We start from the raw sequence: 22,578 nt of genomic DNA, 5'->3' as shown, positions 1-22,578 counted from the left end.
ACGATGGACACGAGCGTGTTCGAGCGAATGTCGCTTGCCGCCGCCAAGCATGGGGCAGTCAATCTGGGGCAGGGGTTTCCCGACTTCGGCTGGCCCGAGGAAATTCTCAACGCGGCCGCGAGCGCGGTGCGCGAGGGGTCGAACCAATATGCGCCGTCGCGCGGGCTTCCAACGCTGAGGGACGCGGTCGCCGATCATTACGCGCGGCACCACGGCGTGACGATCGACGCCTCGCAAGTGTGTGTAACGAGCGGCGCGACCGAAGCGTTGGCGGCAGCGATCCTGGCGACGGTCTCGCCGGGCGACGAAGTGGTGCTGATGACCCCCGCTTATGACGCTTACGCACCATTGGTGCGGCGCGCAGGCGGAGTTGTCAGGGAGGTCGCGCTTCTGCCGCCGGAATGGCGGATCGAACAGGCTGCCCTGGAAGCGGCGATCACGCCGACAACGCGCGCAATTATCCTCAACAATCCGCACAATCCGACGGGACGATTGTTCGATCGCGAGGAGCTGGAAGCGGTCGCGGCGGTGGCGCGCGCGCACGACCTGATCGTGATTTCGGACGAGGTGTGGGAGCATATCCTGCTCGACGGGCAGGAGTTCGTCCCGTTCGCCTCGCTCCCCGACATGGCGGAGCGGACCTTCAAATGCGGATCGGCGGGAAAGATCTTTTCGCTGACCGGCTGGAAGATCGGGTGGATGATCGCGGCGCCCGAGCTCGCGACGCTCGGCGCGCGGGCGCACCAGTTTCTGACCTTCGCATCGGCGCCGAACCTGCAGGCGGCAGTGGCGTTCGGATTGGCGGACGGCGATGCTTGGCTGTCGCCGATGCGGTCGCGATTCGCGGCGGCGCGCGACCGCATGGTGGCGGGGCTGGAAGCGGCGGGCTTTGCGGTGTTGCCGAGCGCGTCGACCTACTTCCTGTGCGTCGATCTCGCTGCGTCCGGGATCATGGTCGACGACGAGACCTTCGCGAAGCGCGCGGTCGCAGAGGCCGGCGTCGCGGTCGTGCCGCTGTCGCCGTTCGCCGACGACCGGAAGCCCGACCATCTGGTTCGGCTTTGCTTTGCAAAACAGGATATGACGATCGATGCGGGCGTGGCGGCGATGGCGCGCGCCCGGGCGCTGTTCGTCTAGGCGGCGAGCGCTGGCCAGCGCTCCTGCCACTCGGCGTTCCACGGAACGAGCGCGGCGGGCTCCAGCGGGCGGGCGAGGAAATAGCCCTGCGCCACATCGCAGCCGAGCGAGCGCAACAGGCGTAACTGGGCCTCGGTTTCGACGCCTTCGCCCGTGACGGTCATGCCGAGGCCGTGCGCCAGGTCGATCACCGATTTGACGATCAGCGCGCTGTCCTTCGACGTGGTGGCGTCGTCGACGAAGAAGCGGTCGATCTTGAGTTCGGTGAAGGGCAGTTGGCGAAGCTGCATCAGCGTCGAATAGCCGACTCCGAAATCGTCGATGGCAAGGTCGATGCCCTTGATCCGGAAGCGGGTCAGCGTGTCCATCAGGTTGATGAGTGACTGGGTGGAGCCCTCGGTCAGCTCTAGCACGAGGCGATTTGTCGGCACCTCTAGCGCGCGGCACATTTTTTCGACCAAGTCGGGAAAATCGAGCTCATTGAGGCTGAGCGCGCTGATGTTGAAGGCGAGGCGGGTGTCGAGGCCCTGCTCGCGCCAGCGATGCCACTGGCGAAGCGTGGTATCGAGCCCCCAGCTCGTCAGCTGGTCGATCAGGCCATATTGCTCGGCGAGCGGCACGAAGCGCGCGGGCGGGACGGGGCCGAGCTCCGGATCTTCCCACCGCACCAGCGCCTCGACGCGGATCAGATTGCCGTCGGTCAGCGAGACCTTGGGCTGGTAGACCATCGTCAGTCGGCGGTTGATCAGCGCCCGCTCAAAGCCGTCGAGCAGCCCGAGGTCGGCGTGGGCGATCACGGGGTCAGCGTCGGCCTGAGCGTGGTGAACAGCACTTCAAGTTCCTCGAGCCGGGCGGGCTTTTCGATCGGGCCGACCATCGTCAAGCCAAGCGCCTCGCCAAGCTTGAACGCGCTTTCAAGGACGCGCCGGTCGAAGCCGGAGATGATGAGGACCGGATCGGTGAACTTCTCGGCCGCGAGGAAGCGGAGAAGCTCGACCCCGTCCATCCCGGGCATGCCGAGGTCGAGCGCGATCATGTTCGGCCGGTGAGCCAGGAAACGCTCGCGGAATTCGGCATCTTCCTCGGTGACGACGGGATGATAGCCGCACAGGCTGGCCGCGTCGGCGAGGAAGGCGGCCAAGGCCGGCTCGTCGTCGATCAGCAGCAGTTCGGGCTTCGTCATCCAGTTCCTCGTGTCGGCTTGCGCACATCCTCACAAACAGCTTTCGCAACGAGCGTCAAACGTCCGAAACCGGATTTTAACCTCGCCGACGGCATTGTGCCGGATTGACGCAGTTTTTGGTCGCTTATGGAGGGACTGACGCGATGTTCGGGACGCTGATCCGCCGCAGGCAAGCCGCGGCCAAGCCGGTCGTGGATGAGAATGTGGCGTTCGAATCGACGACGTTCACGTTGAGCACCGCCGTGCCCCGCCCAAGCGAACGGCGCGACGACCAGCGCGTGATGGCGATGCTGCGCGTGGCGAAGCTGATCGAAGCAAAGGGCCGCGAACAGCTGATCCGCGTGCGCAACGTGTCGGCCGGCGGGCTGATGGCGGAAATCGGCTTGCCGGTCGCGGTGGGCGATGAAGTCTCGATCGAAATCAGCTCGCAAAAGGTGCCGGCGACCGTCGTTTGGATCCGCGAAGGCACCGCGGGCTTCAAGTTCGAGCAGAATATCGACCTTGGCGAACTGCTGGCCGGGCGCAAGCAGCGGCTCGGCTTTCGGCCGCGGCCGCCGCGGCTCGACGTCGATTGCCGAGGCAACGTGAAGGTCGGCAGCACATACTACACGGTCGACGTGCAGGACATTTCGCTCGGCGGGATCAAGGTCGCGCCGATCGAGGAGTATTGCCTGGGCAGACAAGTCGTAGTGGTGGTCGAAAGCCTTCGCCCGATCCGCGGCGAGGTGCGCTGGTTCGCCGATCGCAAGGCGGGGATCGTGTTCGACGAGCCGCTGTCGTTTGAGGAACTGGCCGACTGGGTCGGCAAGCGGCTCGAGATGGCCACGCTGAAGGCCAGCATCAAGCGCTGATCTTTCAACCCGCGTCCACGCTTCCTATCTGTCGTTCGACACATCGAACGGAGTGAAGCGGACATGGCCAAGGAAATCGCAATCGTCGCCGGCGGGTGCTTCTGGTGCACCGAGGCGATCTACCTCGACCTTCAGGGCGTCGAAGCGGTCGAGAGCGGTTACATCGGCGGCGAGGTCGACAATCCCACCTACAAGCAGGTGTGCGGCGGCGACACGGGCCACGCCGAGGCGGTTCGCATCGAGTTCGACAATGACGTTCTGAGTTATGGCGACCTGCTCGACATCTTCTTTGCGACGCACGATGCGACGACGCTGAACCGGCAGGGCGGGGACGTCGGCACGCAGTATCGCTCGGCGATCTTCCCGCAGGACGAAACGCAGCGGGCCGAGGCCGAGGCGGCGATCGGGCGCGCGAACGAGGCGAATGACGAACGTGTCGTCACGACCATCGAACCGAACGCGCCATGGTATCCGGCCGAGGACTATCACCAGAACTATGTCGCGCGGACGGGGGCGGCGAACCCTTACTGCGTCGCGGTGGTAGCGCCGAAGTTGCAGAAATTTCGCAAGAGCTATCAGGCGCGGTTGAAGTCGGCGCAAGTCGTTTAGATTATTAGGAAGCCGGTACAGTTGGCCGTTAACGCTTTCGATTAATGGTACTTTGATTTCCCCGTTTTATTTGGCAGCACGTAGTTAGGCCGAGAATTTGCCAAGGCCATCCAAGGGGGGAATCAATGTACCTACGCTATTTCGCATGCGGACTTGTGTTCGCAGCCACGTCTCTTTCTGCTCAGACAATAGTTCTTCCGGCGACGACCGCGTCACCGAATGTAACCGTCGTCCAACAGCAAGTTGCCGGAAACATTTTGCGCGCTGGCGCACCCATTCCCGTGGCACTCTCAGAAGGGCTGACCACGAAAGGCAAACGCCTGAAGGTTGGCCAACGAGTTCAGCTTGAGGTTGCTCAGGATGTGCTTCTCAATGGCCGCGTTGTGATCCCGGCGCGTAGTCCAGTCGAGGGAGTGCTCACGGAAGTGCGCAACAAGGGCATGTGGGGCAAGTCGGGCGGAATTCATCTTCAGATCAAATCCGTCAATATTAATGGGACAAATATCCGTCTAACGGGCGACATGGACTCCCGTGGGGACACCGGCACTGCGGGCGTCGTGGGGGCGCTTGTCGTCATGCCGATAGCTGGTTTTTTCGTAACCGGGACCAGCGCAGAGATGCCGCTCAATATGCCTGGCCGAGCATTTCTCGATCAAGACATTGCGTTGCCGCCGGCCGCTTAATTCCGTGACCCGCTGAAAGTTAGCTTGCGGCTCAACTTGGCCTCGGCGGGACACCGCCGGGGCCTTTTCTATGTCCGCGGCGCGGCGGCTCTTTTCAGGCGGTCGCGGATGGCTTCGGCGATGCCGGGGCCGGGGATGGGGGCGACGGCGATGCGCGACGTTGAAGCGGCGTCTGCCTGGTGGAGCAGGTCGAACAGGCGGGCGGCGGCTTCGACTGGATCGCCGCTGGCGCTAAGCGACGCGTCGCCGGCGATGTCGCCGAAGCCAATCAGATATTCGTCGGGCTCCGCTTCGCTGACGTCGAGGCGGAGGGGCTTCGAGGGGGCGTAGTGGCTTTCGAGCTGGCCGGGGGCTTCGATCGTGGACGCCTCCGCCATCGGTGCATCGACCTCGATCGGGCCGCGGCGGAGCAGGCGGCGTGGGCCGCCGGTCGCGGCGACGATCGTGGATTCGATCCCCCGCTCGGTCGCGCCGCCGTCGATTATGAGCGCGATCCGGCCGTCGAGTGAGGCCAGCACATGTGCTGCGCGCGTCGGGCTAATGCGGCCGCTGGCGTTTGCCGACGGGGCCGCGAGCGGGCGGCCGCATGCGGCGAGCAAGGCCTGCATCGCCGGGTGAGCGGGAACGCGAAGCGCGATCGTCGGCAGGCCCGCGGTGACCAGTGCAGCAATCCCAGAGTCCGGGCGAAGCGGCACGACCAGCGTAAGCGGCCCCGGCCAATATTTGGCAGCAAGACCAAGCGCGGCTTCGTCGAATTCGCCGATTGCCTGAGCAGCGGCGAGATCGGGGACGTGGACGATCAGCGGGTTGAAGCTGGGGCGGCCCTTGGCGGCGTAGATGCGCGCGACGGCCTCGGAATTGGTGGCGTCGGCGGCGAGGCCGTAGACGGTCTCGGTCGGGACGGCGATGGGCTGTCCGGCCAGCACGAGGCGCGCGGCTTCTTCGATCGAGGCATCGTCGAAGGGAAGCACGCTCGTGTCGGCTGGATGCGCCATGGTCCGCCCGCTATAGCGCGGACCACACTTCAGCAAGGACGAACGCCCCATGAGCTTCACCGCCCCCATCCGCGACCAGCGGCTCGCCCTCAACACGGCGGTGCGGATCGGCGAGATCGAAGGTGCGCCCGAGGCCGACATGATCGAGGCGGTGCTGGAAGGCGCGGCGGCGTTGGCCGAAGGCGAGTTCGCGCCGCTCGACCGGATCGGCGACACGGTCGGCGCTCGCTGGGACAACGGCGTCGTTCGGATGCCCGAAGGTTTCCACGCTGCCTATCGCGCTTTCGTCGAGGGGGGCTGGATGACGCTGTCGGCTCCCGAGGATGCAGGCGGGCAGGCGCTGCCGTTCGCGCTGGCCGCGGCGCTGATGGAGAACCTCAACGCCGCGAACCTCGGCTTCGCCTTGCTGCCGATGTTGTCGATGGGCGCAATCGAAGCGCTGGAGCAGCACGGATCGGAGGAGTTGAAGCGCGACTATCTGCCCAAGATCGTCAGCGGCGAATGGCCCGCGACGATGAACCTGACCGAGCCACAAGCGGGAAGCGACGTCGGCGCGCTTCGATCGAAGGCCGAACCGGTCGGCGACGGATCGTGGCGGGTGAGCGGGACCAAGATCTACATCACCTACGGCGAGCATGACCTGGCCGAGCAGATCGTCCACCTCGTGCTCGCGCGGACGCCTGATGCGCCCGAGGGAACGCGCGGGATCTCGCTGTTCCTGGTGCCAAAGGTGCTTCCCGACGGAACGCCGAACGACGTTCGCTGCGTGTCGATCGAGCATAAGCTTGGCATTCACGCGTCGCCGACGTGCGTGATGAGCTATGGCGACCATGGCGGGGCGATCGGCTGGCTGGTCGGGCCCGAAATGGGCGGGATGCGCGCGATGTTCACGATGATGAACAATGCGCGGCTGAATGTCGGACTCCAGGGCGTTGGCATCGCCGAGCGCGCCACGCAGCGCGCGGTGGCGTATGCGATCGAGCGCAAGCAGGGGCAGCGCAATCGCCTGCCCGTCGCGATCGCCGATCACCCCGACGTTCGTCGAATGCTGCTTCGGATGCGCAGCCTCACGACGGCGGCGCGCGCGCTGGTTTATTATGCGTTCGGCGAGGTCGATCGTGGCGCGCGCGGAGACCCGGCATCGAAGCTTCGCGCGGAAATCATGACTCCGCTTGCCAAGGCGTGGGGGACCGACGTTGGCTGTGAGGTCGCCAGTCTGGGCATTCAGGTGCACGGCGGCATGGGCTTCATCGAGGAGACCGGCGCGGCGCAACACCTGCGCGACGCGCGGATCGCGCCGATTTACGAAGGGACCAACGGCATTCAGGCGGCGGACCTGGTCGGGCGCAAGCTTGACCTGGACGGCGGCCTGGCATTCGATTCGGTGATTGCCGACGTTCGCGCCGACACGCGCGACGTACGGCTCATCGCGCTGTCCGACGCAGTCGAAGTGGCGGCGGCGACATTGCGCGCATCGGCACCGGACGATCGGCTGGCGGGAAGCTATCCGTTCCTGACGATGACGTCGGTGCTGGTCGCCGGATGGCTGGTCGAGCGGCTGTCGCTGGATGAGGGTGCCGACGAGCGGACCAAGGCGGCGGCGGGCTATTTTCTGGCGGTGGTCGTGCCCGAGGCGATCGGCCTGGCGGCTGCGGCGGAGGAAGGCGCGGCGCTGCTCTACTCGGTGCCCGCCGAAGCGCTCGCTTAAGCGCTCGCGAGCAAGTCGGCGGGATCGATTCCGAGCCGCGCCATGCGGTCGCGGATCTCGGGCCACTCGCTCTTGATGAAGGAATCGCGCTGCGCGTGGCGAAGCCGTGCCTGCGCACCCGTGGCGACGAACATGCCGACGCCGCGCTTCACCTCGATCAGTCCTTCGTCCTGAAAGCCCTGATAGGCTTTCGCGACGGTGAGCGGGTTGGCGCCCTGTTCGGCGGCGAAGGCGCGGACCGAGGGCAACGGGTCGCCGTCGCCATAGCGGCCGGCAAGGATGGAATCGGCAATCACGTCGCGGAGGCGAACGTAAACCGGCTTTTCGTGGGGCACTCCGAGCGTCATGCTGTAACAATACAGCAAGGCGGATAAAGTTCAACCCTGAGGCGGGGTCCAGTTGCTCGCGATCGAGGAAAGTGCCGGGCGCGGACGCTCTTCGAGCGGCGCGCCGGGCGAACCGAAGAAGAAGAAGCCGGCAACTTCCTCGCCGGGCCGGCAGAAGGCATTACGGACTCGCGCCGAATAGGCGGCCCAGCCGGTGATCCAGCTGCCAACAAAGCCGAGCGCATGTGCGCCGTGGAGGAGGTTCATGCCGACCGCCCCGCACGACAGCCGCTGTTCCCATACGGGAATCTTATGTCCCTCGATCGGGCAGGACAGCAGAACGACGAGGGTCGGCGCCTGGTGCGCGAACTGGGCGGCCTTGGCGAAATGAGCGTCGCCGGCGGCGGGGTCGGATTCGGGGAGGGCGGCCGCAAGAAGCTTGGCAAGCGCCGCGCGCTGTTCGGCGGAGACGATCACGAACCGCCACGGGGTGAGCTTTCCATGGTCGGGCGTGCGCGACGCGATGGTCAGAATCTGGTCGAGCTGGTCGGGTGAGGGGCCGGGCGCGACCATCTCACGCGGGCGGCCCGAGCGGCGGGTGGCGAGAAGCGAGAGGGCGGACGAGCGGTCGTTGAGCAACATGCACACCCCTTAAGCCTGCAACCGGTTCGCAACAATCGGCTTCACATGGGCGATTCTGCCGTTAGGGTGCCGCCGCAATCATAACAGGTGCGCCCGACACGAGGCGCGCCACCACAGGGCGGAGTAGCCGAATGAAGGATATGGCAGTCTGGGTCGAAGGCGACTGGATCGCGGCAATCGCGGTCGTCGTTCTCGGCATCTTCCTTGCGATCGGTGGCAAGATCGCCATCCAGCAAGAACCCGAATTCGTGGGCCACCCTAAGGGCCTGTACATGCTGTTCTTCGCCGAAATGTGGGAGCGTTTCTCCTACTACGGCATGCGCGCGCTGCTGATCTTCTACCTGACCAAGCACTGGCTGTTCGCCGACGACAAGGCGAATTTGATCTACGGTGCCTACACCAGCCTGGTGTACATCACCCCGGTGCTCGGCGGCTATCTGGCCGATCGTTACCTGGGGCAGCGCAAGGCGGTGCTGTTCGGCGGCCTGCTGCTGGCGGCCGGACACAGCCTGATGGCGGTCGAAGGCGTCGGCGGGCAGAGCGACCCGACCATCAACGTCTTCTGGCTCGCGCTGGCATTCATCATCGTCGGCTCGGGCTTCCTGAAGGCCAACATCTCGGTGATGGTGGGGCAGCTCTACAAGCTGACCGACATTCGCCGCGACGGTGCCTACACCGTTTTCTACATGGGCATTAACGTCGGCGCCGCGCTCGGCACGATCCTCGTCGGCTATCTCGGCGAGACGCTGGGCTGGGGCTACGGCTTCGGACTTGCCGGCATTGGCATGCTCGCCGGTCTCGTCGTCTTCGTGCTCGGCAAGAAGGCGCTCAACGGCGCGGGCGAAGCGCCCGGGCCGCTGTCGAAGAGCAAAGAGTTCACGCTTTACGGCATCGGCGTCGCCGCGGTCGCAGTGATCTGGGGCCTCGTCCAGTATCAGGACGTCATCCAGACGCTGCTGATCATTTCGGGCGTCGGCCTGCTCGGTTACGTGCTGTTCCAAGCGTTCAAGCTCGACAAGGAACCGCGCGAGCGGATCTTCGCAATCCTGTTCCTGATCGCGCTCAACCCGATCTTTTGGGGCCTGTTCGAGCAGGCAGGCGGTTCGATGAACCTCTACACCGACCGCTTCGTCGATCGCGGCGGCGTCCCGGCGTCGATCTTCCAGTCGATCAACCCGATCTACATCATCCTGCTCGCCCCGATCTTCGCAGGCCTGTGGGTGTGGCTGGGCAAGCGCAATATGGAGCCGTCGGCTCCGGCCAAGTTCGGCCTCGCGCTTGCGCAGGTCGGCCTTGCCAACCTCGTCCTCGTGTGGGGCGCGTCGGCGGTCGGGATCGAAGCGATGACCCCGGTCATCTTCGTGTTCCTCTATTACCTGTTCGCCACCACCGGCGAGCTGTGCCTGTCGCCGGTCGGCCTCAGCGCGATGAACCGGCTGGCGCCGAGCTTCATGGCGTCGCTGATCATGGGTGCCTGGTTCTACATGACCGCGGTCGGCAACTTCGTCGCCGGCAAGATCGGTGAAGCCACCGGCGGCCATGACGGCGAAATGAGCAAGCAGGGCCTGCTCGACGTGTACGAGCTGTTTGGCTGGATCACGATCGGCATTGCCGTCGTCGTGCTGCTGCTGTCGCCGATCGTGAAGAAGTGGATGCACCTCGACACGCTGCAGGATCGCGACGATCTTGCCGGCAAGCAGGAAATCGGCGAGCCGCAGGCTGCCGGTGCGACCAACCTCGACCGCGAGACCCGCGCATGATGCGCGCGGCGGCGAGGACCCCCCTCCTTGGAGCGGCGGTCCTTGCCGCCGCTCTCGTCGGGGGATGCGCGACCGATAGCGGTCCCAAGTCACCCGGCATCCGCATCAACGCGGACCCATATCCTTCGACCTACGCCGCCTATCCGGGCGCGCCGACGCTGATCCGCGGCGCGACCGTGCTCGACGGCGAGGGCGGACGGATCGAGAACGGCTCGGTCCTGATTGCCGGTGGCAAGGTCGAGGCGGTCGGCGGACCCGAACTGGTGGCACCTGCGGGCGCGATCACGATCGAGGCACAGGGCCGCTACGTCACGCCCGGCATCATCGACGTGCACAGCCACCTTGGCGACTATCCGTCGCCCGGCACCCAATCGCACAGCGACGGCAACGAGGCGACGAGTCCGGCGCGGCCCGAAGTGTGGGCCGAGCATAGCGTATGGCCGCAGGACCCCGGCTTTACGCGGGCGCTCGCCAATGGCGGCGTGACTGCGCTCCAGGTTCTACCCGGATCGGCCAACCTCTTCGGCGGTCGCTCGGTCGTGCTGAAGAACGTGCCCGCGCGGACGGTGCAGGGAATGAAGTTCCCCGGTGCTCCCTACGGCCTGAAGATGGCGTGCGGCGAAAACCCGAAGCGCGTCTATGGGTCGAAGGGTCAGATGCCGCAGACCCGGATGGGCAACATCGCCTATGTCCGCGAGACGTGGATCCAGGCCAAGGCCTATGATGGCAAGTGGGACAAATATGAGCGCGACGGCGGCGCAATGCCCGAGCGCGATCTTGCCATGGAAACGCTCCGCGGGGTGCTCGACGGCGAAATCCTGGTGCACAACCACTGCTACCGCGCCGACGAAATGGCGATCATGATCGATGTCGCCAAGGAGTTCGGCTACAAGATCGCCAGCTTCCAGCATGGGGTCGAGGCGTACAAGATCGCCGACCTGATGCGCGACAACGGCATCTGCGGCGCGCTGTGGGCCGACTGGTACGGCTTCAAGATGGAAAGCTACGACGGCATCAACGAGAATATTGCGCTGACCCACAATGCGGGGGCATGCACGATCGTCCATAGCGATGACGCCAACGGGATCCAGCGCCTGAACCAGGAAGCGGCAAAGGCGATCGCGGCAGGGCGCCGTGCAGGCATCAACGTCAGCGAACAGGTCGCCTGGACGTGGCTGAGCTCGAACCCGGCCAAGTCGCTCGGCATCTTCGACCGGACCGGAAGCCTGAAGGCGGGCAAGATGGGCGACGTGGTGCTGTGGAACGGCAATCCGTTCAGCGCCTACACGCGCCCCGACAAGGTGTGGATCGACGGCGCCTTGCTGTTCGATTCGGCCAACCCGCGACTTCGCCCGGTGACCGATTTCGAGCTTGGCCAGCCCGGCGAAGGAGACGTGAAATGAACCGCCTCCTTCTCCTCACCGCCGCATTGCTCGGCAGTGCTTCGCCGCTCGCGGCGCAGACGGTCGCCATCACCAACGGCATCGTCGCCACCGGCGACGGCAGCGACCCGGTGCAGGGCGCGACGGTGATCGTGCGCAACGGCCGCGTCACTGCGGTCGGGCAGGGCATTGCGGTCCCCGCCGACGCCGAGGTGATCGACGCGAGCGGCAAATGGGTGACCCCGGGGATCGTCGCGGGCTTCTCGCGCCTTGGCCTGGCCGAAGTCGACCTCGGCGCGGACGGATCGGACGATACCGAAACCGGTGGAAGCCCGTTCAGCGCCGCGATCGACGTCGCCCCGGCGATCAACCCGCTTGCCTCGACGATCGCGGTCAGCCGCGCCGACGGCGTGACGCGCGCCATCGTGGCGCCGGTGGCGGGGCGGTCGATCTTCGGGGGGCAGGGCGCGGTGATCGACACCGGGTCGGACATGAACCCGATCCTTCGCGCGCGTGCCTTCCAGTTCGTCGAGATGGGCGAGAGCGGCGCAGCCAAGGCGGGCGGATCGCGCGCGTCGACGTTCGTCCTATTCCGCAACGCACTTCGCGAGGCACGCAACCTTGGCGGTGGCGGCGAAACCATTTCGGGGCGTGCCCGCGATCCGCAGCCGCAGACCGACGACGTGCCGTACGAGGAACAACAGGATCCGCGCCTGCTGGGCGCCGACATCCGTCGCGGTGACGATGCCCTGCTCAACCGCTTCGATGCAGCGGCGCTGGTGCCGGTTGTCCGTGGCCGGCAGCTGCTGCTGGTCCATGTCGAGCGGGCTGTCGATATTCTCAACGTCCTCAGCCTTCGACGCGAATTCCCGTCACTGCGGATCGCATTGGTGGGGGTGAGCGAAGGCTGGACCGTCGCCGATCGGATCGCGGCGTCGGGCGTGTGGGTGATCGCATCCGCGCTCAACGACTTGCCGGCCAGTTTTGAAATGCTTGCCGCGACCCAGTCGAACGTGGGCCGGATGCAGCGCGCCGGGGTCAAGGTTGCGATCGGGATGATCGACGACAACGACACGCGCTACGTCCGCAACCAGCGCCAATATGCCGGTAACCTCGTCGGCCTGTCGAAGGTGCCGGGCGCCGCAGGCGTGTCGTGGGGCGAGGCGTTTGCGATGATCTCGTCGCGTCCCGCCGAAGCGGTCGGGGTCGGTCGCGAGATCGGCACCTTGGCGGCCGGACGACGCGGCGATGTCGTCATCTGGTCGGGCGATCCGCTCGAACTGGCGTCGGCGCCCGAGGCGGTGTGGATCGACGGCGTTCGCCAGCCACTGGAGAATCACCAGAGCAAGCTGCGTGACCGCTATCGCAGCCTTGAGCGCGGCGTGCTGCCCGAGGTCTATCGCAAGTGACGGCGCTTGGCTGGCTAGCGCTGGCCAGTGCCGCCTTCGTCGGCACCCACTTCCTGATGTCGCACCCGTTGCGGCCGGCAATGGTCGGCGCGCTGGGCGAAAAGGGATTTGCCGGCGTCTACTCGGTCGTTGCGCTTGCCCTGATCTACGCGATGAGCCGTTCCTACGGTCCGGCATCGGAAGAAGCGCCGGCGATGCTGTGGAACGCGGGGCAGGTGGGCTGGATCGTCGGCAGCCTGCTGCTGTGGTTTGGCTCAATGCTGTTCGTTGGATCGCTGCGCAGAAATCCGGCCTTCCCGACACCGGGCAAACCGGTGAGGGAGATCGGCGCGGCGCGTGGCGTCTTCTCGATTACGCGCCACCCGATGATGTGGGGTTTCGCGGCGTGGGCGACGACGCATGCGATCGTCAATCCGACGCTTCCCAGCCTGACCCTGTCGGTCGCGATCGCGGTCCTCGCGCTGGGCGGCGCGGCGGGACAGGATGTGAAGAAAGAACGGCTGATCGGCGAGCCGTGGCGCGACTGGGAACGGCGGACCAGTTTCCTGCCGTTCGGACGCGGGCTGGCGATGCCCGACGGCTTCGCAGTGATTGGCGGGACTTTGCTGTTTCTGGCGGCGACCTGGGCGCATGGCGCGCTCGGTTATCGTCCGGCCGGGCCATGGGCCTTTTTCGCTTAACCCTTTTCAGGCTAAGCGAGAGACATGGGACGTAAATTCTTCGGTACTGACGGGATTCGCGGGCGCACCAATACCGCGCCGATGACGGCCGACACCGCGATGCGGGTCGGGCAGGCGGCGGGCGCGCATTTCCTTCGCGGCGATCACCGCCACCGTGTCGTGATCGGCAAGGACACGCGCCTGTCGGGCTATATGATGGAATCGGCGATGGTCGCCGGCTTCACGTCGGTGGGCATGGACGTCATCCTGCTCGGACCGATGCCGACTCCGGCGGTCGCGATGCTGACCCGCGAGCTTCGCGCCGACCTGGGCGTGATGATTTCGGCCAGCCACAACCCGTTCTTCGACAATGGCATCAAGCTGTTCGGCCCCGACGGGTACAAATTGAGCGACGCCGACGAAGTGGCGATCGAGGCGCTGCTGGAGGTCCCGGCGGGGCTGGTCGATGCCTCCAAGATCGGGCGTGCGAAGCGGATCGAGGATGCGCGCGGTCGCTATATCCACTTTGCGAAGTCGACCTTTCCCGACCAGCTTCGTCTGGACGGGCTGAAGGTCGTCGTCGACTGCGCGCATGGCGCCGCCTATCAGGTCGCGCCCGACGCGTTGTGGGAATTGGGCGCGGAGGTGGTGACGCTGGGCACCAAGCCCAACGGGACCAACATCAACGACGGCTGCGGTTCGACCTCTCCGCAGGTGCTGTGCGAAACGGTGGTCGCGTCGGGCGCCGATCTGGGCCTGGCGCTCGACGGCGATGCCGACCGTCTGATCGTTGCCGACGAAAAGGGCCGGATGGTCGACGGCGACCAGTTGATGGGGTTGATCGCGCTCACGCAGAAGCGCCGCGGCACGCTTCGCGGCGATGCGCTGGTGGCGACGGTGATGTCGAACCTGGGACTGGAGCGTCGGTTGGAGCAAGACGGCATTGCGCTGCTCCGGACGCAGGTCGGCGACCGCTACGTGCTTGAGGAAATGCGGCGGCGCGGCTGCAATGTCGGCGGCGAGCAATCCGGGCATATCATCCTCAGCGATCATGCGACCACGGGTGATGGGCTGGTCGCGGGACTGCAGATCTTGGCGGCGCTGGTCGAGAGCGGGAAGCCCGCGAGCGAGGTGCTGCATATCTTCGAACCGGTCCCGCAATTGCTCAAGAACGTGCGCTTCGCCGGCGGCACGCCGCTGGAAACCGACGGCGTGAAGGCGTCGATTGCCACTGCAGAGCGCGAGCTCGATGGACGCGGCCGGCTGGTCATTCGAAAGTCGGGGACCGAGCCGCTGATCCGCGTCATGGCGGAGGGTGACGATCCGGCGATGGTCGAGCGCCTCGTCGACGACATCTGCGCCGCGGTGGCGGCGGCATGACGACGGCCCGGATCCTCGTCATCGCGGGGTCCGATTCGGGCGGCGGCGCGGGTATCCAGGCCGACATCAAGACGATCACCATGCTGGGCGGGCATGCGATGACCGCGATCACCGCGATCACCGCGCAGAATACGCTCGGCGTCTCGGCGGTGCATTCGGTCCCGACCGAAACGGTGCTTGCGCAGATCGACGCGGTGGTCGGCGACATCGGCGTCGACGCGGTCAAGATCGGGATGATCGGATCGCCGTTCACCGCGCTGCACATTGCCGAGCGGCTTGCGGCGCTCGACGTTCCGGTGGTGTTCGACCCGGTGATGGTCGCGACGAGCGGCGCGACGCTGGCCGACGACGCCACGATTGCGGCATTCGGGCGGCTGATGGACGTGGCGACGCTGGCGACCCCGAATCTGCCCGAACTGCGCCGACTGTCGGGCGAAGAGGATGAAGTCGCGGGGGCGCTGAGCCTGGTGTCGAAGCATCGCTGCGCGGTGCTGATCAAGGGCGGTCACGAGGAAGGCGACGCGCTCGCCGATGCGCTGATCGAAGAGGATAATATGACCAGCTGGCAGGGCCAGCGGATCGAAACGACCAGCACGCACGGGACCGGGTGCACGCTGGCGAGCGCGATCGCCTTCTATCTCGGGTCGGGGCGCAGTCTCGCCTCCGCGGTCGAGCGGGCGCGGCTGTTTGTGCGGATGGCGCTCCACGAGGCGCCGGGATTGGGCAAGGGCCATGGCCCGCTGGGACAGCAGTCGGTGCGGCTCGACACCGGGCTTGGGCTTCGGCTCAACCAAGTGACGGTGACGGGCAAGGATTACGCCAAGTCGGTCGATTTTTATAAGCGGCTAGGCCTGAAGCAGATCGTGGACAGCCCCGAGAATCTCTACGCGCGGTTCGAAGCGGGGGCGGCGACCTTTTCGGTCCAGTGCGATCCAGAGGCCGAGATCGGCGAGACGGTCGCGGTCTACTTCGAGTGTGACGACCTCGACGAGCGGGTCGAGCGACTGGCGCGGTCGGGTCTGGCGTTTGAGCATGGGCCGCGGGGGCAGCCGTGGATGTGGCGCGAGGCGCGTCTTCGCGATCCGTCTGGCAATACGATCTTCCTCTACAAGGCGGGTGAGGCGCGCCGCTTCCCGCCGTGGCGGATGACCGACGCATGATCGCCCCAGCCCTTGTTGCAGGCGTCGACGAAGCCGGACGCGGGCCACTGGCGGGGCCGGTGGTCGCCGCGGCGGTGATCCTGTGCGGCAAGAAGATCCGCGGGCTTGCCGACAGCAAGATCCTCGACGCGGCGACGCGCGCCAAGCTGGCGCTGCGCATCCGCGAGCGCTGTCATGTCGGCGTCGGGATCGCCAGCGTCGCCGAGATCGACAGCCTGAACATCTTCCACGCCACGATGCTGGCGATGACCCGCGCGGTGGAAATGCTGTGCGCCGAGGTCGGATGCGACCCGGTCGAGGTGCTGGTCGACGGCAATCTGACCCCGCGCGGCCGGCGCGACGAATGGCGCTGGCCGTCGCGTCCGGTCGTGGGCGGCGACGCCAAGGTACGCGCAATTTCGGCGGCGTCGATCGTCGCCAAGCAGCATCGCGACGCGCTGATGATCGCCGAGCATGAGCGTGTCCCGCATTACGGATTCGCGCGCCACAAGGGATATGGAACGCCCGAGCATCTGGCTGCGCTTCGCACCCATGGACCGTGCGACCTGCATCGCCGGAGCTTTGCGCCGGTCGCCCGAGCACCGCTTTTCGCGGCCTGAGTCTTTCGAGTCACACCGCTAGGGATTGAGTCTGTCCTGGCATTCCGGACTCAACATCTTGTGTCCGGGCGTGGCCGGATTCCTTTTGTTCCGATCGGCGCAGAGCACTCCCGAAAACGCATCCGCTTGACCGCGAGTCCGGCGTGACTCATCCCCAAAAACGAAGAGGGGGATAGCCAGTCATGAACATGATCGTTCCGGTCACGGAGACACACGGGCGCTTGCGCCCGCGCACCAGTCCGAAGACCAAAACCCTTCCGCTCGACACAATCCTGCAGGGCGACTGCATCGCCGAGATGGCGCGCCTGCCCGACAAGTCGGTCGACATGATCTTCGCCGATCCGCCCTACAATTTGCAGCTTCAAGGCGATCTGTTCCGTCCCGAAGGCGGGCGCGTCGACGCGTGCGACGACGAATGGGACAAGTTCGACAGCCTGGCGACCTATGACGATTTCACCCGCGAATGGCTGGCAGAGGCGCGCCGCATCCTGAAGGATGACGGCACGATCTGGGTGATCGGCAGCTATCATAACATCTACCGGGTCGGGTCGCTGCTGCAGGACGCCGACTTCTGGATCCTCAACGACATCGTGTGGCGCAAGTCGAACCCAATGCCGAACTTCCGCGGCACCCGCTTCACCAACGCGCACGAGACGCTGATCTGGTGCGCGAAGGACGGGAAGGCGAAATACACCTTCAACTATCGCGCGATGAAGGCGCTTAACGACGACCTGCAGATGCGCAGCGATTGGGTGCTTCCGATCTGTGGCGGCGCCGAGCGCGCGAAGGACGAGGCGGGCGACAAGGCGCATCCGACGCAGAAGCCCGAATCGCTGCTGTATCGGATCCTGCTGGCGTGCACGAAGCCGGGCGACGTCGTGCTCGATCCCTTCTTCGGAACGGGGACGACGGGTGCGGTGGCGCGGCGGCTTGGGCGCAAGTGGATCGGGATCGAACGCGAGCCCAACTATGTGAAGGTGGCGCGGGCGCGAATCGACGCGACGCTGCCGCTCGACGAAAGCGCGATGACGGTGATGCCTGACAAGAGGTCGGCGCCGCGCGTGGCATTCGGGCTGCTCGTCGAAGGCGGCGCGGTGCCGCCAGGATCGACGCTGACCGACAGCAAGCGCCGCTGGAGCGCCGTTGTCGGGGCGGACGGGTCGCTGACGTGCGACGGCCACGCCGGGTCGATCCACAAGGTCGGCGCCGCGGTTCAGGGCGCGCCGTCGTGCAATGGCTGGACCTTCTGGAACATCGAGGAGGGCGGCAAGCTGATCGAGATCGACGTCCTGAGGCAGCGGCATCTGAAGAATTTGTGACGGTGACAGAACGGACGCTCCTCCGCCCGACGGGTTTCGTCGATTCGCCATTTGGGCACGACGGCAAGGTCGCGCGGCTCGCGGGCGGGCTCAACTGGTTCGCGAGTGTCGAGCTGATCCACGCCGACGGTGTGCGCGAACTGGTACCGGTCGAAGGGATCGAGGCGCGGCTCGACGAGGCGATGGCGGCGGACTGGGCGCGAATCCAGGCGCCTCGTGCAGCCTTGTCGCTGGGCGAGCGCGTCATTCGGCTCGACCAGCCGCAGGTGATGGGGATCGTCAACGCGACGCCCGATAGCTTCTCCGACGGCGGGAGCTACGCATCCGCTAACGAGGCCGCCGAGGCGGGATCGCGCATGGCCGCGGCGGGGGCGGCGATCGTCGACGTCGGCGGGGAATCGACCCGGCCGGGTGCGAGCGACGTCTGGGAAGGCGACGAGATCGAGCGGGTTCTTCCGGTCGTCCAGCGCCTCGCCGCGAGCGGGACTGCGGTGTCGATCGATGCCCGCAAGTCGGGCGTGATGAAGGCGGCGTGCGGCGCGGGTGCTGGCCTCGTCAACGACGTGTCGGCGCTGACCTGGGATCCGCAATCGGCGTCGGTCGTCGCGGAGGCCGGCGTTCCGGTCGTGCTAATGCATCATCAGGGCGATCCGCAGACGATGCAGGACGCACCGCGCTATCGCGATGTGCTGGTCGAGGTCTTCGAATGGCTCGAGGAGCGCGTTGCCGCCGCCGTCGAAGCGGGGATTTCCCGCGAGCACATTCTTGTCGATCCAGGCATCGGCTTCGGCAAGTCGGTCGCGCACAATCTGGAGTTGATGAATGGCCTTGCGCTCTTTCACGTCCTTGGCTGCCCGATCGTGCTGGGCGCGAGCCGCAAGCGAATGATCGGTGCCTTGTCCGGCGAGGCGCCTGCCGATCAGCGCCTTCCCGGGAGTCTGGCGCTGGCACTGAAAGCGGTCGAGCAGGGTGCGCAGATCGTTCGCGTGCACGACGTTCCCGAAACGGTGCAGGCGTTCAAGGTATGGCGCGGGCTTCGCGACGCGGCGCTGACTCCGCGCCTGGCTTGAACGCGACGACCATCGGGCCAAGCTCGGTAAAGGCGTCCATACGGTTCGATGCCGGATCCCACAGCGAACTCACCGATCCGTCGAAGTAGAGCGCGTTGCGGACGCCGAGGCGGTCACGCATGAAGCGCGCCAGACGACCGAAGGAGACGGCGTCGCTGCTGATGACGAACAGGGGTGTGCCCGCTGGTGAAATGCCGACACCATTGCGGACGTAGCGCGATACGCCGTCGGCTTCGAATGAGGGGTGAAGCTTTCCCGCGATGAGCAGCATTGGGCCCGATTGCGTTGCGAAGGCGATGTCAGGGGAAGGCTCGTACGCCTCGCTCGTGACAACTTCCGCCCGACCGTTGCGGCGCACCAGAAAAACGCCGTTCGGCATCAGGTGAAAATTGCCAAAGCCCTTGCGGCGGTTGATGGCATGTCGTTCGCGTCCATTTTCGATCAGCAGGCCGATGGCATCACCGCGATCGTCGAACATGCCGGCGTTCATCGCGAACGAGACGTCGGCGGCGCTACTGCCAAGTGTCGAGTGCAGGTCGGGAAAGGATCGCGAACCGCTTCGGATTTCGATCGTGGCTTTGCCGGGATTACAGACGACGAAGCCGCTGCCTTCGAACCGTTGTTCGGTACAGGCCGATACGGGCGGTGGCGGCGGACGTGCGTCGGGCGCGCACGCGGTCAGGAGCAGGACAAGCAGCAAGGCGCGCATGGCGCCGAGCTAGCCGGGTTCAGGCGGCGGTGTCGATGCCGAGTTCGCCAAGTTTTCGATAGAGCGTCGAACGGCCGATCCCAAGACGCCGCGCGACCTCGGTCATGCGCCCGCGATAATGGCCGATCGCCAGGCGGATGAGGTCGGCCTCAATCTCCTCGAGCGTGCGAAGATGGCCGTCCTGACGATAAAGCGTGACCTGCCCGCCGCCGCTCATCGCCGCCGCGGTAGGCACACGGCCGATGTCGGGTGCGCCGTCGCTTCTCCGACCGGTGAAGCGCGACTGGATGGCGATATGTGGAAAGGCGTCGACGCCGAGCGATCCGCCGTCGTTTGCGAGCGCGGCGCGGAATAGCACGCTGGCAAGCTGGCGCACGTTGCCGGGCCAACCGTAGCGCATCAGCACTTCGAGCGCGTCGTTGCCGATGGAGAGGCTGCGCATCCCCGGTTCGTCGGCGAAGCGCGCCAGGAAATGACGGACGAGGGCGGGGATGTCTCCGCTGCGGTCACGGAGCGCGGGCAGGGTGACCGTCGTCGACGACAGCCGCTCGGCAAGGACCGGGTCGAAGGTGTCGGGAAGCGGTCCGCCCGACGTCGCGATCACCCGCACGTCGACCGAATTCGATCCGTTGCAGCCGACTGGCCGGACTTCGCCCGTGGCCAGCACTCGGTCGAGACGGGCCTGGGTTTCCTTGGGCAGTGCGCCGACATCGTCGAGCAGCAGCGTGCCGCCGTCGGCGGACACCAGGCTTCCGACCCTTTCGGCAAAGGCACCCGGGAAGGCGCCCGGCACGTGGCCGAACAGGACGCTGTCGATGCTGTTGGCCGGGACCGCCTTGCAATCGAGCTGGACCAGCGGCCCACGAGCGCGAAGGCTGGCGTGGTGGATCGCGGTGGCGAAGGTCTGCTTTCCGGATCCGGCTTCGCCGACGATGAGGATGGGAAGCCGATTGCGCGCGGCCTTGGCGGCGATCGCAAGCGCGGCGCGGAAATCGGGCGACGATCCGACCAGCTGGTCGAGCGTGAGGTTCGGAGCGATCTTTTCGGACAGCGGGGCCAGTTCGCCTGACCCGCGGCGGCGATCGGCATGCGTTGTAAGCGCGTCGAGCAAGCGCTCTGGCGCGATCGGCTTCGCGAGATAGTCGGACGCGCCCGCGCGCATGGCCTCCGCCGCCAGCGCGACCGAGCCACCGTCGGCGAGCACGATGATCGGCAAGTCGGCGCGGCACTCGCGGATCGCCCGGATGAGCGCGGGCCCTTGTTCCCCGTCCCAGCTGGACAGGATCGCGGCGCGGACTTCGCGGCCGTGTGGGCCTTGGAGCAGGCCGACGGCCGTCTCTGAGCAGGCTGCGCCGACGGTGGTCCAGCCGGTACGGCCGGCGACCGCAGACAATTGCCGCCGCTCCTGCGCGTCGGCATCGACCAGCAATAGCGAGCGCACCACCTCTTCCGTCATTCGAAGCCCTCCATCGGGCGAGCATAAGGCGAAGGAGTAAAAGGGGGCTTAAGCCGAGCGTGATGCAAAAAGGGCCTTGGGCGCATGCGCGGGGATTGATAAGACCGGATCAAAGAAGACACGAAAAGGGACGACCATGGCCGCCGACAACACCCAGCACACCGCCGTCGAGATGGATTATCCGGCGCACACCCGCAATTACTCGGGCTTCCTGAAGCTATTGAAGTGGGGCACGATCCTCTCGGCGATCGTCGCACTGGTCGTCGTCCTGATCATCGCCAACTAGGCCGCCGGATTGAAGATCGCGGTCCTCAAGGAAGTCGGCGCCGAGACCCGCGTCGCGGCCATTCCCGAAACCGTGAGGAAGCTCATCGCGCTTGGCGCGAGCGTGGCGATCGAACAGGGCGCCGGGGCCTCGGCCTCGGTAACCGATCAGGAATATCGGGACGCTGGCGCGGATATCCGCGACCGCGCCTCCCTTTTGTCCGATGCCGATATCATCCTATGCGTGTCCGGGCCTGAGCCTGACGCATTGCAGGGTGTGAAGCCGGGCGCGCTATTGATTGGCGCGCTCGACCCGCTTCGTCGTACGGAGGCGATCAGCGCCTACGGCGGGCTCGGCCTCGACGCGCTGGCGATGGAATGGATGCCTCGCATCACCCGCGCGCAGTCGATGGACATTTTGTCGTCGCAGTCGAACCTGGCGGGATACAAGGCGGTGGTGGACGCTGGATCCATTTACCGCCGCGCCTTTCCGATGATGATGACGGCCGCAGGCACGATCAGTCCGGCGAAGGTATTCGTGATGGGCGTCGGCGTGGCGGGATTGCAGGCGATCGCGACCGCGAAGCGGCTCGGCGCCCAGGTCAGCGCGACCGACGTCCGGTCGGCGACGCGCGAGCAGATCCAGTCGCTTGGCGCCAAGCCGATCTTCGTCGAGAATGTTGCGGGCATCGAGGGCGAGGGGCAGGGCGGCTATGCCGGCGAAACCAGCCCCGAATATCAGGCTGCGCAAGCCGAACTGGTCAGCGGGCATATTGCCAGGCAGGACATCGTCATCACCACCGCGCTAATCCCGGGGCGTCCCGCGCCGCGCCTCATCAGCGATGCCCAACTCGCGACGATGCGCGCGGGCAGTGTCGTCATCGACCTGGCGGCCGAAGCCGGCGGGAACGTCGAGGGCTGTGTCGCTGGCGAAGCGGTCGAGCGGCATGGCGTCACCGTTATTGGGGCGGTGCAACTGGCGCGGACGCTCGCGGCGGACTCGTCTGCCTTGTTCGCACGCAACCTCTACAATTTGCTTGCGGCCTTCTGGGACAAGGACGGGAATGCCGTGGCGCTGCCCGAGGACGATGAGATCGTTCAGGCAATTCGCCTGACTAGCGGCGGCAAGATCGTTAACGACCGACTGCTCGGCTAGCGGTCTAGCTGAAGCCGCTTCGACTAGGCGCAATCACCGGACATGAAAAAGGCGACCCGCGCTTGCGCTGGTCGCCTTTAGAAATTTGGAAAACCCGGCCGAGCCCGGGCTTTTGCCGTTG

At 66.0% G+C, this 22,578-nt stretch carries 23 protein-coding genes; 16 read left to right on the top strand and 7 right to left on the bottom strand.

All coding sequences use genetic code 11. From position 1 onward, the window contains the following. The first annotated feature begins 3 nt into the window (after positions 1-3). Positions 4-1,137 (top strand): aminotransferase, encoded by a 1,134-nt coding sequence (locus SH584_RS02245; protein WP_324808216.1) that lies wholly within the window; start codon positions 4-6, stop codon positions 1,135-1,137. On the opposite strand, the gene SH584_RS02240 is transcribed toward SH584_RS02245, so the two are convergent. Both SH584_RS02240 and SH584_RS02235 read right to left on the bottom strand, forming a co-directional pair. Beyond that, on the bottom strand, positions 1,134-1,934 hold the full coding sequence (locus SH584_RS02240; protein WP_324808214.1) for an EAL domain-containing protein: 801 nt from the start codon (positions 1,932-1,934) through the stop codon (positions 1,134-1,136). The genes SH584_RS02245 and SH584_RS02240 overlap by 4 nt on opposite strands. Further along, entirely contained in the window at positions 1,931-2,320 is a 390-nt protein-coding gene (locus SH584_RS02235) for a response regulator (RefSeq protein WP_322840380.1), read from the bottom strand. The genes SH584_RS02240 and SH584_RS02235 overlap by 4 nt, the downstream gene beginning before the upstream one ends. Positions 2,321-2,424: 104 nt before the next feature. Here SH584_RS02235 and SH584_RS02230 point away from each other — a divergent pair, with 104 nt between their 5' ends. From SH584_RS02230 to SH584_RS02220, 3 genes are all read left to right on the top strand, one after another. Beyond that, positions 2,425-3,171, top strand: a complete 747-nt coding sequence (locus SH584_RS02230; protein WP_322840381.1) for a PilZ domain-containing protein — start codon at positions 2,425-2,427, stop codon at positions 3,169-3,171. Between the two features lie 63 nt (positions 3,172-3,234). Continuing rightward, entirely contained in the window at positions 3,235-3,780 is a 546-nt protein-coding gene (msrA, locus tag SH584_RS02225) for a peptide-methionine (S)-S-oxide reductase MsrA (RefSeq protein WP_324808211.1), read from the top strand. Between the two features lie 125 nt (positions 3,781-3,905). Beyond that, complete coding sequence (locus SH584_RS02220; protein ID WP_324808209.1) at positions 3,906-4,463, top strand: hypothetical protein; 558 nt, start codon at positions 3,906-3,908, stop codon at positions 4,461-4,463. Positions 4,464-4,531: 68 nt separating this feature from the next. Here SH584_RS02220 and SH584_RS02215 read toward each other — a convergent pair whose 3' ends face one another. After that, positions 4,532-5,458, bottom strand: a complete 927-nt coding sequence (locus tag SH584_RS02215; RefSeq protein WP_324808207.1) for an L-threonylcarbamoyladenylate synthase — start codon at positions 5,456-5,458, stop codon at positions 4,532-4,534. Between the two features lie 49 nt (positions 5,459-5,507). Here SH584_RS02215 and SH584_RS02210 point away from each other — a divergent pair, with 49 nt between their 5' ends. Further along, a complete protein-coding gene (locus tag SH584_RS02210) occupies positions 5,508-7,166 on the top strand; it encodes an acyl-CoA dehydrogenase family protein (protein WP_324808205.1) in 1,659 nt (552 codons plus the stop codon). On the opposite strand, the gene SH584_RS02205 is transcribed toward SH584_RS02210, so the two are convergent. Beyond that, a complete protein-coding gene (locus SH584_RS02205) occupies positions 7,163-7,513 on the bottom strand; it encodes a GntR family transcriptional regulator (protein WP_322840386.1) in 351 nt (116 codons plus the stop codon). The genes SH584_RS02210 and SH584_RS02205 overlap by 4 nt on opposite strands. Positions 7,514-7,543: 30 nt before the next feature. Next, positions 7,544-8,134 (bottom strand): nitroreductase family protein, encoded by a 591-nt coding sequence (locus SH584_RS02200; RefSeq protein WP_324808202.1) that lies wholly within the window; start codon positions 8,132-8,134, stop codon positions 7,544-7,546. A 131-nt stretch (positions 8,135-8,265) separates the two neighbouring features. Between SH584_RS02200 and SH584_RS02195 the strand changes: the two genes are divergently transcribed. From SH584_RS02195 to folP, 9 genes are all read left to right on the top strand, one after another. Beyond that, positions 8,266-9,894: a peptide MFS transporter gene (locus SH584_RS02195; protein WP_324808200.1), complete on the top strand. Its 1,629-nt coding sequence runs from the start codon at positions 8,266-8,268 to the stop codon at positions 9,892-9,894. Further along, positions 9,891-11,297 (top strand): amidohydrolase, encoded by a 1,407-nt coding sequence (locus tag SH584_RS02190; RefSeq protein ID WP_324808198.1) that lies wholly within the window; start codon positions 9,891-9,893, stop codon positions 11,295-11,297. Before SH584_RS02195 ends, SH584_RS02190 begins: the two co-directional genes overlap by 4 nt. After that, positions 11,294-12,685: an amidohydrolase family protein gene (locus tag SH584_RS02185; RefSeq protein WP_324808197.1), complete on the top strand. Its 1,392-nt coding sequence runs from the start codon at positions 11,294-11,296 to the stop codon at positions 12,683-12,685. Before SH584_RS02190 ends, SH584_RS02185 begins: the two co-directional genes overlap by 4 nt. Beyond that, entirely contained in the window at positions 12,682-13,365 is a 684-nt protein-coding gene (locus tag SH584_RS02180; RefSeq protein WP_324808196.1) for an NnrU family protein, read from the top strand. Before SH584_RS02185 ends, SH584_RS02180 begins: the two co-directional genes overlap by 4 nt. 24 nt (positions 13,366-13,389) lie before the next feature. Continuing rightward, on the top strand, positions 13,390-14,724 hold the full coding sequence (glmM, locus tag SH584_RS02175; RefSeq protein WP_324808195.1) for a phosphoglucosamine mutase: 1,335 nt from the start codon (positions 13,390-13,392) through the stop codon (positions 14,722-14,724). Then, entirely contained in the window at positions 14,721-15,884 is a 1,164-nt protein-coding gene (gene thiD / locus SH584_RS02170) for a bifunctional hydroxymethylpyrimidine kinase/phosphomethylpyrimidine kinase (protein WP_324808193.1), read from the top strand. The genes glmM and thiD overlap by 4 nt, the downstream gene beginning before the upstream one ends. After that, positions 15,881-16,483, top strand: coding sequence for a ribonuclease HII (locus SH584_RS02165; protein WP_324808192.1), 603 nt, complete (start codon positions 15,881-15,883; stop codon positions 16,481-16,483). The genes thiD and SH584_RS02165 overlap by 4 nt, the downstream gene beginning before the upstream one ends. Positions 16,484-16,665: 182 nt before the next feature. Beyond that, positions 16,666-17,802 carry a site-specific DNA-methyltransferase gene (locus SH584_RS02160; protein ID WP_324808191.1) on the top strand — a complete coding sequence of 379 codons (1,137 nt, stop codon included), beginning with the start codon at positions 16,666-16,668 and terminating at the stop codon, positions 17,800-17,802. A gap of 2 nt (positions 17,803-17,804) precedes the next feature. Next, positions 17,805-18,872, top strand: coding sequence for a dihydropteroate synthase (folP, locus tag SH584_RS02155; RefSeq protein ID WP_416385159.1), 1,068 nt, complete (start codon positions 17,805-17,807; stop codon positions 18,870-18,872). Here the strand turns inward: folP and SH584_RS02150 are convergent. Together SH584_RS02150 and SH584_RS02145 are read right to left on the bottom strand one after the other, a co-directional pair. Beyond that, a complete protein-coding gene (locus SH584_RS02150) occupies positions 18,820-19,581 on the bottom strand; it encodes a phosphodiester glycosidase family protein (protein WP_324808188.1) in 762 nt (253 codons plus the stop codon). The two genes, folP and SH584_RS02150, sit on opposite strands and share 53 nt — an antisense overlap. A gap of 19 nt (positions 19,582-19,600) precedes the next feature. Next, positions 19,601-21,037: a sigma-54-dependent transcriptional regulator gene (locus tag SH584_RS02145; protein ID WP_324808186.1), complete on the bottom strand. Its 1,437-nt coding sequence runs from the start codon at positions 21,035-21,037 to the stop codon at positions 19,601-19,603. 136 nt (positions 21,038-21,173) lie between these two features. Between SH584_RS02145 and SH584_RS02140 the strand changes: the two genes are divergently transcribed. Together SH584_RS02140 and SH584_RS02135 are read left to right on the top strand one after the other, a co-directional pair. Next, a complete protein-coding gene (locus tag SH584_RS02140; protein ID WP_324808185.1) occupies positions 21,174-21,323 on the top strand; it encodes an aa3-type cytochrome c oxidase subunit IV in 150 nt (49 codons plus the stop codon). A 9-nt stretch (positions 21,324-21,332) separates the two neighbouring features. Then, complete coding sequence (locus tag SH584_RS02135) at positions 21,333-22,457, top strand: NAD(P) transhydrogenase subunit alpha (RefSeq protein WP_324808183.1); 1,125 nt, start codon at positions 21,333-21,335, stop codon at positions 22,455-22,457. Positions 22,458-22,578 lie beyond the last annotated feature (121 nt).

The organism is Sphingomonas sp. LY29, assembly GCF_035593985.1.
In the GTDB taxonomy this organism is placed as follows: domain Bacteria; phylum Pseudomonadota; class Alphaproteobacteria; order Sphingomonadales; family Sphingomonadaceae; genus Sphingomicrobium.
Note: the sequence above shows the minus strand (reverse complement) of the source record. Positions and strands in the feature narration are given on the sequence as shown.

Coding starts and splice junctions, on each gene's coding strand:
- SH584_RS02150 (WP_324808188.1), bottom strand. CDS start 19,581: ATGCGCGCCTTGCTGCTTGTCCTGCTCCTGACCGCGTGCGCGCCCGAC.
- SH584_RS02195 (WP_324808200.1), top strand. CDS start 8,266: ATGAAGGATATGGCAGTCTGGGTCGAAGGCGACTGGATCGCGGCAATC.
- glmM (WP_324808195.1), top strand. CDS start 13,390: ATGGGACGTAAATTCTTCGGTACTGACGGGATTCGCGGGCGCACCAAT.
- SH584_RS02210 (WP_324808205.1), top strand. CDS start 5,508: ATGAGCTTCACCGCCCCCATCCGCGACCAGCGGCTCGCCCTCAACACG.
- SH584_RS02215 (WP_324808207.1), bottom strand. CDS start 5,458: ATGGCGCATCCAGCCGACACGAGCGTGCTTCCCTTCGACGATGCCTCG.
- SH584_RS02140 (WP_324808185.1), top strand. CDS start 21,174: ATGGCCGCCGACAACACCCAGCACACCGCCGTCGAGATGGATTATCCG.
- SH584_RS02165 (WP_324808192.1), top strand. CDS start 15,881: ATGATCGCCCCAGCCCTTGTTGCAGGCGTCGACGAAGCCGGACGCGGG.
- SH584_RS02160 (WP_324808191.1), top strand. CDS start 16,666: ATGAACATGATCGTTCCGGTCACGGAGACACACGGGCGCTTGCGCCCG.
- SH584_RS02185 (WP_324808197.1), top strand. CDS start 11,294: ATGAACCGCCTCCTTCTCCTCACCGCCGCATTGCTCGGCAGTGCTTCG.
- SH584_RS02200 (WP_324808202.1), bottom strand. CDS start 8,134: ATGTTGCTCAACGACCGCTCGTCCGCCCTCTCGCTTCTCGCCACCCGC.
- SH584_RS02145 (WP_324808186.1), bottom strand. CDS start 21,037: ATGACGGAAGAGGTGGTGCGCTCGCTATTGCTGGTCGATGCCGACGCG.
- SH584_RS02220 (WP_324808209.1), top strand. CDS start 3,906: ATGTACCTACGCTATTTCGCATGCGGACTTGTGTTCGCAGCCACGTCT.
- thiD (WP_324808193.1), top strand. CDS start 14,721: ATGACGACGGCCCGGATCCTCGTCATCGCGGGGTCCGATTCGGGCGGC.
- SH584_RS02205 (WP_322840386.1), bottom strand. CDS start 7,513: ATGACGCTCGGAGTGCCCCACGAAAAGCCGGTTTACGTTCGCCTCCGC.
- msrA (WP_324808211.1), top strand. CDS start 3,235: ATGGCCAAGGAAATCGCAATCGTCGCCGGCGGGTGCTTCTGGTGCACC.
- SH584_RS02245 (WP_324808216.1), top strand. CDS start 4: ATGGACACGAGCGTGTTCGAGCGAATGTCGCTTGCCGCCGCCAAGCAT.
- SH584_RS02235 (WP_322840380.1), bottom strand. CDS start 2,320: ATGACGAAGCCCGAACTGCTGCTGATCGACGACGAGCCGGCCTTGGCC.
- SH584_RS02190 (WP_324808198.1), top strand. CDS start 9,891: ATGATGCGCGCGGCGGCGAGGACCCCCCTCCTTGGAGCGGCGGTCCTT.